The organism is Kitasatospora sp. NPDC054768, assembly GCF_053612025.1.
In genome coordinates this window covers 25,176-36,504 of sequence record NZ_JBSHBN010000096.1, presented here as the reverse complement: position 1 = coordinate 36,504, position 11,329 = coordinate 25,176, and the positions used below count along the sequence as shown (strand labels likewise).

Annotated in this window: 12 protein-coding genes; 2 read left to right on the top strand and 10 right to left on the bottom strand. The window is 74.5% G+C overall.

Annotated elements, in window-relative coordinates:
* Positions 1–37 precede the first annotated feature (37 nt).
* The 3 genes from ACWGKU_RS25745 to ACWGKU_RS25735 all read right to left on the bottom strand — a co-directional run bounded on the left by ACWGKU_RS25745 (position 38) and on the right by ACWGKU_RS25735 (position 1,843).
* Positions 38–1,024 (bottom strand): alpha/beta fold hydrolase, encoded by a 987-nt coding sequence (locus tag ACWGKU_RS25745; RefSeq protein WP_452179094.1) that lies wholly within the window; start codon positions 1,022–1,024, stop codon positions 38–40.
* A gap of 193 nt (positions 1,025–1,217) precedes the next feature.
* Positions 1,218–1,568, bottom strand: a complete 351-nt coding sequence (locus ACWGKU_RS25740) for a DUF6300 family protein (protein ID WP_452179093.1) — start codon at positions 1,566–1,568, stop codon at positions 1,218–1,220.
* Positions 1,565–1,843: a hypothetical protein gene (locus ACWGKU_RS25735; protein WP_452179092.1), complete on the bottom strand. Its 279-nt coding sequence runs from the start codon at positions 1,841–1,843 to the stop codon at positions 1,565–1,567. Before ACWGKU_RS25735 ends, ACWGKU_RS25740 begins: the two co-directional genes overlap by 4 nt.
* Before the next feature lie 232 nt (positions 1,844–2,075).
* On the opposite strand from ACWGKU_RS25735, the gene ACWGKU_RS25730 reads away from it, so the two are divergent.
* Both ACWGKU_RS25730 and ACWGKU_RS25725 read left to right on the top strand, forming a co-directional pair.
* Positions 2,076–2,858 carry an NAD(P)-binding domain-containing protein gene (locus ACWGKU_RS25730; RefSeq protein ID WP_452179091.1) on the top strand — a complete coding sequence of 261 codons (783 nt, stop codon included), beginning with the start codon at positions 2,076–2,078 and terminating at the stop codon, positions 2,856–2,858.
* Positions 2,859–3,030: 172 nt separating this feature from the next.
* Complete coding sequence (locus ACWGKU_RS25725) at positions 3,031–4,119, top strand: branched-chain amino acid aminotransferase (protein ID WP_452179090.1); 1,089 nt, start codon at positions 3,031–3,033, stop codon at positions 4,117–4,119.
* 96 nt (positions 4,120–4,215) lie between these two features.
* Here the strand turns inward: ACWGKU_RS25725 and ACWGKU_RS25720 are convergent, their stop codons facing one another.
* The 7 genes from ACWGKU_RS25720 to ACWGKU_RS25690 all read right to left on the bottom strand — a co-directional run bounded on the left by ACWGKU_RS25720 (position 4,216) and on the right by ACWGKU_RS25690 (position 11,311).
* Positions 4,216–5,814, bottom strand: a complete 1,599-nt coding sequence (locus ACWGKU_RS25720) for a long-chain-fatty-acid--CoA ligase (protein WP_452179089.1) — start codon at positions 5,812–5,814, stop codon at positions 4,216–4,218.
* A gap of 38 nt (positions 5,815–5,852) precedes the next feature.
* Entirely contained in the window at positions 5,853–6,830 is a 978-nt protein-coding gene (locus tag ACWGKU_RS25715) for an alpha/beta hydrolase family protein (RefSeq protein WP_452179088.1), read from the bottom strand.
* On the bottom strand, positions 6,827–7,792 hold the full coding sequence (locus ACWGKU_RS25710) for a beta-ketoacyl-ACP synthase 3 (RefSeq protein WP_380548350.1): 966 nt from the start codon (positions 7,790–7,792) through the stop codon (positions 6,827–6,829). The genes ACWGKU_RS25715 and ACWGKU_RS25710 overlap by 4 nt, the downstream gene beginning before the upstream one ends.
* Entirely contained in the window at positions 7,789–8,601 is an 813-nt protein-coding gene (fabI, locus tag ACWGKU_RS25705; RefSeq protein ID WP_452179087.1) for an enoyl-ACP reductase FabI, read from the bottom strand. The genes ACWGKU_RS25710 and fabI overlap by 4 nt, the downstream gene beginning before the upstream one ends.
* Positions 8,601–9,842, bottom strand: coding sequence for a beta-ketoacyl-[acyl-carrier-protein] synthase family protein (locus ACWGKU_RS25700; RefSeq protein ID WP_452179086.1), 1,242 nt, complete (start codon positions 9,840–9,842; stop codon positions 8,601–8,603). Before ACWGKU_RS25700 ends, fabI begins: the two co-directional genes overlap by 1 nt.
* Positions 9,839–10,093 (bottom strand): acyl carrier protein, encoded by a 255-nt coding sequence (locus ACWGKU_RS25695; protein ID WP_359898410.1) that lies wholly within the window; start codon positions 10,091–10,093, stop codon positions 9,839–9,841. The genes ACWGKU_RS25700 and ACWGKU_RS25695 overlap by 4 nt, the downstream gene beginning before the upstream one ends.
* Positions 10,094–10,192: 99 nt before the next feature.
* Positions 10,193–11,311 (bottom strand): radical SAM protein, encoded by a 1,119-nt coding sequence (locus ACWGKU_RS25690; protein WP_401052956.1) that lies wholly within the window; start codon positions 11,309–11,311, stop codon positions 10,193–10,195.
* Positions 11,312–11,329 lie beyond the last annotated feature (18 nt).

Here is an 11,329-nt window from a genome sequence, read left to right as displayed (position 1 = left end):
GGACAAGGCCCCTGGCCGGCCCGGCCGGGCCGACCGCTCAGCGGGTGCCGCGCCGGCGGGTGACGCGGGTGAGCACCGAGCCGGACAGCAGCGCGGCGGCGCCGACCGCGCCGACCGCGGCGACGGCCCGCCCGTGGGAGCCGGTCGCCGCGAGCTCGGCCGCGAGCTCGGCCGGGGCCGCGGCAGCGCCGCCGGCGGCGGCGCCCGCTGCCTCGCGGATCTGGCGGACGATCTCGTCGGGGTGGGACATCATCGACACGTGCGAGGAGTCGATCTCGACGGTGCGCGACTTGGCGCGCCTGGACTCGAAGCGCTCCAGGTCGGGGGCGATTGCCCGGTCCTGCCGGGAGACGACGAACCACGACGGGATGTCGCGCCAGGCGGCGGCGGTGGCCTTCTCGGCGAACCCGACCTGGGAGACGGGGCGCTGCTCGGCGGCCATCAGCCGGGTGCGGGACTCCGGCAGGTCGGCGGCGAAGACGGCGCGGAACTTCTCGCTCTGGATGTAGAGGTCGACTCCGCCTCCGCCGGTGCCGGTGAAGGGGACGGGGTTGAGCGCGGTGGCGAGGTCACTGCCCGCGAACTTCGTCGAGAGTTCGGCCGGGGACTCGCCCACGTCGGGCGCGAACGCCGACACGTAGACCAGAGCCCTGACGTTCGGGTTCCCGGCGGCGGCCTGGGTGATGACGGCTCCGCCGTAGGAGTGGCCGGCCAGCACGATCGGGCCGCTGATGCTCTTGAGCAAACTGGCCACGTAGGCGGCGTCCTCGGTCAGACCGCGCAGCTCGTTGGGCGGGGCGAGGACGGTGAACCCGTCGTCCATGAGGCGCGTGGCGACGTCGTTCCATCCGGAGGCGTCCGCGAACGCGCCGTGCACCAGGACCACCGTCGGCCTCCCGCCGCCGCCCGGCCTGCCGCCGTCCTGGGCGGCCGACGCGGGTGGCGCGGTGGCGGCGACCGCACAGGTCGCGAGCGCCACCACGGCGGCGGAGGAGATCGAACGGCGGGACAGCGATATGCCCATGGTTCCTGCCTTTCAGCGAGGTGAGAGGGGGATGGAACCACCCTGCTCACACCCTTGTCCGGGCAGCACACCACGCTGCGCACACGGGTGAATCCGCACCGCTGTTCGAGTTTCGGTGCGAGGGCATCCGGTTTCGACGGCGTTCCGCGCCATGTCGATCGACGCGGGCGGACCACCGTTCGGCCCAGCGCGTTCAGAGCTCTCCGGACCTGAACCGGGCCGCCTCGTCCTCCAGGTCCGCCAGGTCGGGCGTGCGGTGGCGGATGGCGCTCACCCACTGGTGGACGAGTGCCCAGAGCTCGGCGAGACGGCCGGGGACCGGGGCGCCGAGGAGGGTGAGGAGGCCGGTCGCCGCCGGGTCGCCCTCGTCGCAGGCGGGGCAGAGAGCGGTCTCCTTGAAGCCGGTCACCTGCTTCCCGGCCTGATTCGGCCAGGAGTGCGGGTAACGGGCGGTCAGGAGGGCCGGGATTCCGCAGCGTCGGCAGGGCGGGAGGACGGCGGTGCGGACCATGACGAGAGGAGGGGGTTCGTTCCGAGGCGTCATGCCGGACCCACCCCGGCCTCGCCACCGGAGGCGGCACCGGCACCGGACGCGATCCCGGTGGCGGACGCGAAGGCGGCGGCGCGCACGCTCGCACGCGGGGCGCGGATCGCGGTCCTCGGGGAGTCGCGGCCGCCGCCCCCGGGTGGGAGGGACCCGCCGATCCGGTCGGGCGGCAGCACCTTGACGGTGCGCCCGCCCCGCGCGCGGGCACGGCCCGGGCTGCGGGAGGAGTCCTTGACGGCGTTCATGGCCATGGTCCTGCCGAAGGTGTTCACCCGTACGGTCTACCCGTCACCGCGCGTGTCGATGACACGGCGGACGGTGCGGTGTGCCGCCGGTCGTCGAAGAGCCGGCCGCGCGCGGGAGTTCCGGCGGAGCGTACCGGGTCGGTTCGCGCCCGGGCCGGCGGCGGCGTGTCGCAGGGCGGCGCGGTGGTCACACTACTGCGGAGAAGATCGCGACGGGCAGGACGAGCTGCCCGCGCGACCACCACACACACCGGAGGCAGTGACCGTGAAGCGCGTCGGCATCATCGGAGTGGGCGAGATCGGCCGGGCCATCGTGACGGGCCTGCGCCACGGGGACGACCCGGGGCCGGAGGTCCTGCTCTCGCCGCGGGGCGCCCGGACCGCGGCCGAGCTGGCCGAGCGGTACGAGGACGTACGGGTGTGCGCCGACAACCAGGAGGTGGTGGACGGCTCCGAGCTGGTGATCATCGCCCTGCGCCGCCAGGACTGGCGCGAGGCTCTGACCGGCCTGCACGTGCCCGACGACCGGGTCGTGGTCAATGTGGTGCCCGGCGTCGGCACCGGGGAGCTGCGCCGGGTGCTGGCCACCGACGCGGCGGTGACCCACGCCATCCCGCTGCCCACCGTGCGCGAGCGCCGCTGCCTCACCGTGGTCCACCCCTCGCACCCCGACGCGGACGCCCTGTTCGAGCGGTTGGGCGGGGCGCTCCCGGTCGCGGACGAGGTCGCGCTCAGCGTCCTGTCCGCACTGACCTCGACCCAGACCACCCACTACGCCTTCCTCACCACGCTCGTCTCCTGGGCCGTCGACCAGGGCATTCCCGCCGGGGACGCCGACCGCTTCGTCCGCGGCATCTACCAGGACGTCGGCCGCTCGCTCGGCGACGGGACCCGCTCGCTGGAGCGCCTCGCGGCCGAGCACGAGACCCCGGGCGGGAGCAACGAGCGCATCCGCACCACCTGGTTCGACCAGGCCAACTCCGGGGCCCTGCGCACCGCCCTCGACGGCCTGGTCGGCGACCTCCGCACCAGCCACCGGTAGGCCGGGAACCCCGGAATCCCGCGATCCGTCGGCCCCCGCGGGAGCCGGCGGATCGGGGCTCGGCCGGGTCGCGGCGTATCACGTCCGGCTGACGACCGTTAGCATGACGGGTATGGCGCCGGTCATTGGCGTCGGTTCGCACAGATTCCACAGTGGTGTCGAGGAGTTGACGATGAGTCGCGCATTCCCTCTGTTCCGGACGACCGATCCCGTCCCCGAGGAGGAGCGACGCACCATCCTCGCCGCACCGGGGTTCGGCAAATTCTTCACCGACCACATGGCCACGGCCACCTGGACGCCCGCCGAGGGCTGGCACGACCGCAAGGTCACCGCGCTGGTGCCGTACTCGCTGCACCCGAGCGCCGCCGTGCTGCACTACGCCCAGGAGATCTTCGAGGGGCTCAAGGCCTACCGCCACGCCGACGGCAGCGTCTGGCTGTTCCGCCCGGAGTTCAACGCCCGCCGCTTCGCCCGCTCCGCCGAGCGGCTCGCCCTGCCGGTGCTGTCGGAGGAGGACTTCCTCGACAGCATCGGGGAACTGGTCCGCGCGGACGAGGCGTGGGTGCCGGACTCCACCGACGAGAAGAGCCTCTACCTGCGGCCGTTCATGTTCGCCTCGGAGGCCTTCCTCGGCGTCCGGCCCGCCGAGCAGATCGCCTACTCGGTCATCGCCAGCCCGGCCGGCCCGTACTTCGCCGGCGGCGTCACCGGCATCACGCTCTGGGTCAGCAGCAACTACACCCGCGCCGGGCGGGGCGGCACCGGCGCCGCCAAGTGCGGCGGCAACTACGCCTCCAGCCTGGCCGCGCAGTTGGAGTCCCGCAAGCACGGCTGCGACCAGGTGCTGTTCCTGGACGACACCGGCGGCGAGGGCGACCTGGAGGAGTCCGGCACGATGAACCTGTGCCTGGTCACCTCGGCCGGCGAGCTGGTCACCCCCGCGCTGGGCAACATCCTCGACGGGGTCACCCGGGACTCGATCCTGGCGCTGGCGGGCGAGTTCGGGCTGACCCCGGTGGAGCGCCCGATCACCCTCTCCGAGCTGCGGGCCGGTGCCGCCGACGGCACGATCACCGAGGTGTTCGCCGCCGGGACGGCCGCGGTGGTCACCCCGATCGTCGGATTCAAGGGCGAGGGCTACGAGTTCACCGTCGGCACCGGCTCGCCCGGCAAGCAGACCGTCGCGATCCGCGAGCACATGCTGGACATCCAGTACGGGCGCGCCGAGGACGTCCACGGCTGGATGCGGCGGGTGGTCTGACCGCCCCGGGCGGCCCGACCGGGCCGCCCGACCCGCCGGGGCCGACCGGCGCCGGGGCCTGTTCGGCTCCAGCGCCCGCTCAACTCCCGGGCCCGCTCAGCTCTTGAGCCGGCTCGACTCCTCCTCGGGCACGACGACCTCGCGCTTGAGGATCTTTCCGGTCGGCCCCTTGGGCAGCGCGTCGACCGTCCAGACCAGCCGCGGGTACTTGTACGGCGCCACCCGCTCCCGGACGAAGCCGCGGATCTCCTCCGGGGTCGCCGAGGCGCCCGCGCGCAGGACCACGGCGGCGGCCACCTCCTGGCCGAGCGTGGGGTGGGCGACGCCGATCACCGTGGCCTCGGCGACCGCCGGGTGCTCGTACAGCACGTCCTCCACCTCCCGCGGGTAGACGTTGAAGCCGCCGCGGATCACGACGTCCTTGCGGCGGTCGACGATCCGGAAGTCGCCCCGCTCGTCGCGGGTGCCGAGGTCCCCGGTGTGCAGCCAGCCGTCCCGGACGGTCCGCGCGGTGGTGTCGGGGCGGCGCCAGTAGCCCTTCATCACGTTGTGGCCCCGGATCACCACCTCGCCGACCGTGCCGTCCGGCACCTCGGTGCCCGACTCGTCGACGATGCGCATCCGCACGCCCTCGATCGGGATGCCGATGGTGCCCGCGATCCGCTCCCGGTCGCTCCGGTTGGCGCAGGCCAGCGGCGAGGACTCGGACAGCCCGTAGCCCTCCAGCACCACGCAGTCGAAGTCGGTCTCGAAGCCGCGCAGCACCTCCGGCGGCATCGACGCGCCGCCGCCCAGGCACACCCGCAGCGAGGAGACGTCGTACCCGGCGCGCTGCGGGTGGGTCAGCATCAGGGTGTACATGGTCGGGACGCCGAGGAAGACGCTCACCCGGTCGCGCTGGATCACCGCGAGCGCGGCCTGCGGGTCGAAGCGCCGCACCAGGGTCATGCAGGCCCCGACGGCCACCGCGCAGTTGAGGCCGATCACCTGGCCGAAGGAGTGGAACAGCGGCAGCCCGCCGAAGATCACGTCCCGCTCGACCATCCCCAGCACCTGGACGCCGGCCCGGACGTTGGCCACGATGTTGCGGTGGGTCAGTTCGGCGCCCTTGGGCGCCCCGGTGGTGCCGGAGGTGTAGAGGATGACCGCGGTGTCCTCTCCCCCGCGTCCCGCGGTCCGGGGCGGGCCGTCCGGCTGTTCCGCGAGCGTCGCGGCGAGCGCGGAGGGCTCGACCGGGACCAGCCGGGTGCCGGTGCGCCGCGCGCCCTCGACCGCCTGCTCGGTGCCCGCGTGCCAGGCGAGCAGCAGGGCCGCCCCGGCGTCGGCGAGGCAGTGCTCGATCTCCCGGGCCTTGAGCAGCGGGTTCATCGGGACGACCACCGCCCCGGCGCGCAGGATGCCGTAGTACAGCACCGCGAACTGCGGCACGTTCGGCAGCAGCACGGCGACCCGGTCGCCGGGCGCGACGCCGAGCCCGGCCAGCCAGTACGCGGCCCGGGCGCTGAGCGCGTCCAGGTCGGCGAAGCTCAGCACCTCCTCGTCGAGCCGCAGGACGGGGTGTTCCGGACAGCGCGCGGCGGTCGCGGTGAGCAGGTCGGGAATGCCGTGCGGGTCGCCGGGGAGGCCGGGCGGTCGGCCGGGGCCGCCGTGCGGCGCGTCGGCGTTTCTGTCGGACGGGTCGGGGACGGCGGACATGCGGGCGCTCCTCGGGGCGGCGGGGCTCGGTCTCATCGTCATACGGTCGGTCGGACGCCGCCGCGCGGCGCGGCGCTCTCGCCGGTGCGCTCACCGACGCTCTCGTCGGCGCCCGAGGCGTCGCCCGAAGCGGCGCCCGCGGCGGCGCCCGCGGCGGCGGCGAGCATCCACGGCGCGATCCGCTCCACCAGCCCGCGGTTGTGCCGGATCCAGCGGAAGTGGTCCAGCGGGCGGCCGTCCGCCTGTTCGGCGGTGTAACTCCAGCGCTCCACCCGGGCCGACGGCAGCTTGGCGCACAGGTGGTCGACGGCCCGCGGCGGCGCGAGCTCGTCGCCCTGCACGTCCACGGCCAGCACCGGCAGGTCGACCCGGGCCAGCGCCCGTTCGTAGTCGGTGACCGCGCCGCGCACCCGGTAGCGGCCGGTGCGCATCTGCCGCGCCCAGTCCCGCATCAGCCGGGCCGACTCGCGGCCGCCGAAGCCGAACCGCTCGCCCGGCCAGTACCCGACCACCGCCGAGGCGACGATCGAGAACTGGCTCAGTGCCAGCCGTCGCAGGCCCGCCCGCGGGCCGAAGGTCCGGTACCAGGCCGATCCACTGGCCACCAGCACCGCGCCGGCGAGCCGGGGCCGGAAGACGCCGCAGTGCACCAGGCCCAGCTGCCCGCCCAGGCTGTGCCCGAGCAGGAGGCGCGGCGCGCCCGGGAACGCCCCGGCGACCGCGTCGAGCACCGCCCCGAAGTCGTGCTCGACCAGCTCGCGGAAGCCGAAGGCGACCCCGTGCCGCGGCACCGGCCGGCTCTCGCCGTGGCCGCGCAGGTCGCAGGTGGCCACGCTCAGGCCGGCCGCGTGCAGGGCGCGGACCAGCGGGGTGTAGTGCCGGGCGGCCGTTCCCATCGCCGGCAGGACGATCACCACCGGGGCGGCCGGTTCGGGCCGGGCCAGTGCCCGGACGGTGAGCCGGGCCCCGTCGGGCGCGGCGATCTCGGCGATCACGGGGAACCGGGGGGTCTTCACGCCCGCGCCTCCCGGTCGGCGCCGGCGCCCGGCCGCCAGCCGATCACCCCGGCGCCCCAGGTGATGCCCGCGCCGAAGGCGGCGAGGCCGAGCAGCTTCGGGCCGTCCAGCAGGCCCTCCTCGCGGGCGTGGGTCAGGCCCAGCGGGATCGAGGCCGCCGAGGTGTTGGCGACCCGGTGGACGTTCAGGTAGAGCCGCTCCGGGGGCAGCCCCACCTCCTTGCCGACCGCGCGCACGATCCGGGCGTTGGCCTGGTGGGCGACGAACAGGTCGAGGTCCTCGCAGGTCAGGCTGCGCCGGGCGAGCACCTCCCGGGTGGCGGCGGACATCTTCTCCACCGCGTGGTCGAACACCTCCCGGCCGTCCATCCGCAGCTTGCGGTCGTCCCGGTCGGCGTACAGCAGCGGGATCTGCTCGCCGTCGCTGCCGAGCGAGAAGCACGGTTCGGGCGCGCCGGGCACGTCGGCGACCACGGCGGCGCCGGCGCCGTCCGCCAGCAGCACCGCGGTGCCGCGGTCCTCGTGGTCGGTGATCCGGGTCAGCGCGTCGGCGCCGCAGACCAGCACCGCCCCGGCCCGGCCGGTCTCGATCAGCGCGGCGGCGTGGTCCAGGCCGTAGACGAACCCGGCGCAGGCCGCGTGCAGGTCGAAGGCGGTGGCCTGCGGCATCCCGAGCCGGGCGGCGACCTCCACCGACACCCCGGGGGTGACCCGGTCGGGGGTGATGGTGGCGACCACGACGTGCCGGATGCTCGCGGCGGTGCGCCCGGCGCTGCGCAGCGCCTGCTCGGCGGCGGCCACCACGAGGTCGGCGAGCCGGCCGTCCGGCGCGAGGAAGCGGCGCTCCTCGATGCCGGTCCGTTTGACGATCCACTCCGGGGAGGCGCCGATCCGCTCGAAGTAGGCGTTGGGGACGACGCGTTCGGGCAGTGCCGCGCCCACGCCCACGATGGCGGCCGTCATGCCGCGCCCCCTTCCGCGAAGGCCGGGCCGGTACCCATCCGGACGGCGTGCATCCCGCCGTCCGCGTGCAGGATCTCCCCGCTGACGGTGGCCGCGAGGTCGGAGAGCAGGAACAGCACCGGTCCGACCACCACGGCCGGGTCGCTGCGGTCCCAGCCGAGCGGGGCCTCGGCCTGCCAGCGGTCGGCGATCCGGTCGAAGGTGCTGATCGCCTGCCCGGCGACGGTCTCCACCGGGCCGGCCGCCACCAGGTTGACCCGGATGCCGGACGGCCCGAGGTACATCGCCAGGTAGCGGCAGACCGCGCCGAGGGCCGCCTTGCTCACGCCCATCCAGTCGTAGCCGGCCCAGGCGCCGCTGGCGTCGAAGTCCAGCCCGACGACGCTGCCGCGCCGTCCGTCGGCGGTGAGCAGCGGGGCGAGCGCGGTGGCCAGCGAGTGCAGGGAGACGGCGGCGGTGTGCAGCGCCTGTCCGGCGGCCTCGGGCGGGGTGGTGAGGAAGTTGCCGCTCAGCGCCGTCTGCTGTGCGGCGGCGACGGCGTGCAGCACGCCGTCGACCCCGCCCCAGCGCTGCTCCAGTTCCTTGACCAGCCGGGTGAAGTCCTCGGGCCGGGTGACGTCCAGTTCCAGCACCTCGGTGGGGCGGGGCAGGACGTCCGCCGCCTTCTCGGTGATCCGCCGGGCCCGGCCGAAGCCGGTGAGCAGGACCTCCGCGCCCGCCTCCTGGAGCGCCCTGGCGGTGTGCCAGGCGATGGAGTCCTGGTTGAGCACCCCGGTGATCAGATAGCGGCGTCCGTGGAAGCCGAACATCACTCCTGGCCTTTCGTCGTACCGATCGCGTCGGCTGCGGCCAGCACCAGGGCCGCGTTGTGTCCGCCGAACCCGAAGGAGGTGGAGAGCCCTGCCCGGCGGCCGCCGGGCAGGGTGGGGGCGGCGAGCGCGGTGGCGCGGTGGATCAGGTTCAGCGGGCCGAGCTTCTCGTCGGGCTCGCGCAGCCCGACGGTGGGCGGGGCGGTGGCGTGGCGCAGCGCCTGCAGGGTGGCGATGGCCTCGACCGCGCCGGCCGCGCCGAAGAGGTGGCCGGTGCAGGACTTGGTGGAGGACAGCGGAATCCCTTCCAGAGCCGGTCCGAGGGCCAGCCGCAGCGCCTCGCACTCCGAGCGGTCGTTGAGGACGGTGCCGGTGCCGTGCGCGTTGAGGTAGCCGAGCTGTCCGGGGGTGACCCCGGCCGCGTCGAGCGCCAGGGTGACGGCGCGGGCCGCGGGCTCCCCGGTCGGGTCCGGGGCGGTGAGGTGGTGGGCGTCGCAGGTGGCGCCGTAGCCGAGCACCTCGCCGAGCACGGTGGCGCCCCGGGCGGCGGCGCCACCGGCCGTCTCCAGCACCAGGATTCCGGCGCCCTCGCCGATCAGCAGGCCGTCCCGGTCGCGGTCGAAGGGCACCGAGCGGCCGCTCTCGGACAGCGCGCCGGCGGTCCGGAAGGCGGCCCGCACCAGGTCGGAGGTGGAGGCCTCGGCGCCGCCGACCACCACCGCGTCGGCGGCGCCGGCGGCGAGCAGCAGCAGGGCGGTGCCGATCGCCTGGGTCGCGCTGCTGCAGGCCGAGGCCAGGCAGAGCGCCTCGCCCCGGAAGCCGTACCGCTGGGCGATCTGCGAGGCCCCGGCGTTGGCCATCATGGCGGGCACCATGAGCGGGGAGACGAAGTCCCCGCCCTGCTGCCGGAGCACCTCGGCCTGGCTCTCGAAGCTCGCCGTCCCGCCGAGCGCGCAGCCGACCACGCAGGCGACCCGCTCGGCGGGGTAGGGCGGCGGGCCGTCCGTCCATCCCGCCTGGGCCAGGGCCTCGGCGGCGGCCACGAGCGCGAGCTGGGTGAAGCGGTCGGTGCGGCGGATCTGCTGGCGCGACAGGTGGTCGGCGGGCCGGAAGTCCCGGCACAGCCCGAGCCCGTCGGCGAGCCCGCTCTCGCCGGCCACCGCGCGCCGGTGCAGCTCGTCGGCGCCCACGCCCAGCGGGGTCACCGCGCCCAGGCCCGTGACGACGGCCCGGGGCGTCACTCCAGCCCGGCCTTGTGGCGGCACAGGGCGAGCACCTCGCCGACGGTGTACAGCTGGTCGAAGTCCTTGGGCTTCACCGGGATGCCCAGCTGCTTGCGGATGGACTGGCTGAGCTCGACCATGTCGAGCGAGTCGATCTCCAGCTCGTCCAGGGCGGCGTCGTCGACGATGCCCTCGCGTTCGACGCCGAGGTCGACCAGGGCGTCGACGACGAAGTTCTCGATGGCGGTGCGGTCCAGTGTGTCGGGCATGGCTCTCCTCGTCCGCGCGGGGCGGCGGTGGCGGTGCGGGGGACGTACGGGCGGTGCCGTGGGGGCGGTGGCCGGGGACGGCGCGCAGGGGCGGTGGGCTCAGGCCGTGGGGCCGGCCTTGCTCGCGTGGTACGGGGCCCAGTGCCACTGGCGCCAGTAGCTCTCGGCGATGTCCAGCCACTGCTCCAGCCGGGCCGCGTCGTCCAGGAAACGGTTGGCGCTGACCACCAGCCAGCTGTAGACGGCCTGGCTGTCCCGGCAGCCGCCGCAGTCGCCGGAGGTGCAGCAGAACTGGAGCGACTCGTAGTCGGCGCCCCAGACGTTGAAGCCGGGGATGACCGGGTTGCCGTTGGCGACGCGGTCCTCGTGCTCGGGGGCGTCGACGCTGAGGCTGGGGCAGACGTCGTAGCCGAAGCGGCCGCCCCAGTGCGTCCGGCCGGTCACCAGGGTCCGGATGAAGTACGGGTGGCTCACCACCGCGTGCGGGTAGAGGTCCTTGACCCGCTGCGCCTCGTCCAGCACCCGCTGCTCATTGGCGATCTTCAGCGGGGTCTCGGTGCCGTGCTCGCTGTAGAAGTTGAAGGTGACGATGTTGCCGTTCTCGGCGATCTTCCGCACGGTGGGCTCGATGTGCTCGACCCCGGCCTCGGAGAGCGCGTAGATGAACAGCGCCCGCTGGTCGTCGCGGTAGTGCTTGAGCGCGGTGTCGAACAGGCCGGTGAACTTGGAGCCGTTGACCCGGATCGCGCGCAGGTCGTCGTCGAGCGGGCCGCCGCCGAAGATGCTGACCGCGATGGCGATCTTCTCGAAGCCCTGCTTGGGCATCGGGCGCAGGCCGTTGGTGGAGATGGTGATGTACGGCAGCTGTTCGACGAAGGCCTCGACCCGGCGCGGGACGAGGGTGGGCTCGCCGCCGATCAGGGTGGCCTGGTTGACGCCGTCGTCGGCCAGCTTGCGGGCGAAGGCCCGGATGCGGTCCAGGTCGGAGAGTTCCTTGACGGCCGTGTCGAAGCCGCCCTCGAAGTACCAGCAGCCCTTGCAGCGGATGTTGCAGGTGTTGGTGAGGTGGACCTCGCAGGACCGGACCTCGCGCCCCAGCCGGCGCAGCCGGTGCAGACGTTCGGCCAGGTCGGGCCGGTCGGCGAGGAGTTCGGCGGTTCGCGCCTTGGCCTCGCGCCGGCTCAGCGGGCGCTGTTCGATGGTGACGGGTGTTGCCATGGCGGTGGGCTCCTCGGG

Bases quoted from the DNA above. Each gene is read 5' to 3' on its own strand.
- ACWGKU_RS25720 (WP_452179089.1), bottom strand. From the start codon at position 5,814: ATGTCCGCCGTCCCCGACCCGTCCGACAGAAACGCCGACGCGCCGCAC.
- ACWGKU_RS25725 (WP_452179090.1), top strand. From the start codon at position 3,031: ATGAGTCGCGCATTCCCTCTGTTCCGGACGACCGATCCCGTCCCCGAG.
- ACWGKU_RS25740 (WP_452179093.1), bottom strand. From the start codon at position 1,568: ATGACGCCTCGGAACGAACCCCCTCCTCTCGTCATGGTCCGCACCGCC.
- ACWGKU_RS25710 (WP_380548350.1), bottom strand. From the start codon at position 7,792: ATGACGGCCGCCATCGTGGGCGTGGGCGCGGCACTGCCCGAACGCGTC.
- ACWGKU_RS25695 (WP_359898410.1), bottom strand. From the start codon at position 10,093: ATGCCCGACACACTGGACCGCACCGCCATCGAGAACTTCGTCGTCGAC.
- fabI (WP_452179087.1), bottom strand. From the start codon at position 8,601: ATGTTCGGCTTCCACGGACGCCGCTATCTGATCACCGGGGTGCTCAAC.
- ACWGKU_RS25690 (WP_401052956.1), bottom strand. From the start codon at position 11,311: ATGGCAACACCCGTCACCATCGAACAGCGCCCGCTGAGCCGGCGCGAG.
- ACWGKU_RS25745 (WP_452179094.1), bottom strand. From the start codon at position 1,024: ATGGGCATATCGCTGTCCCGCCGTTCGATCTCCTCCGCCGCCGTGGTG.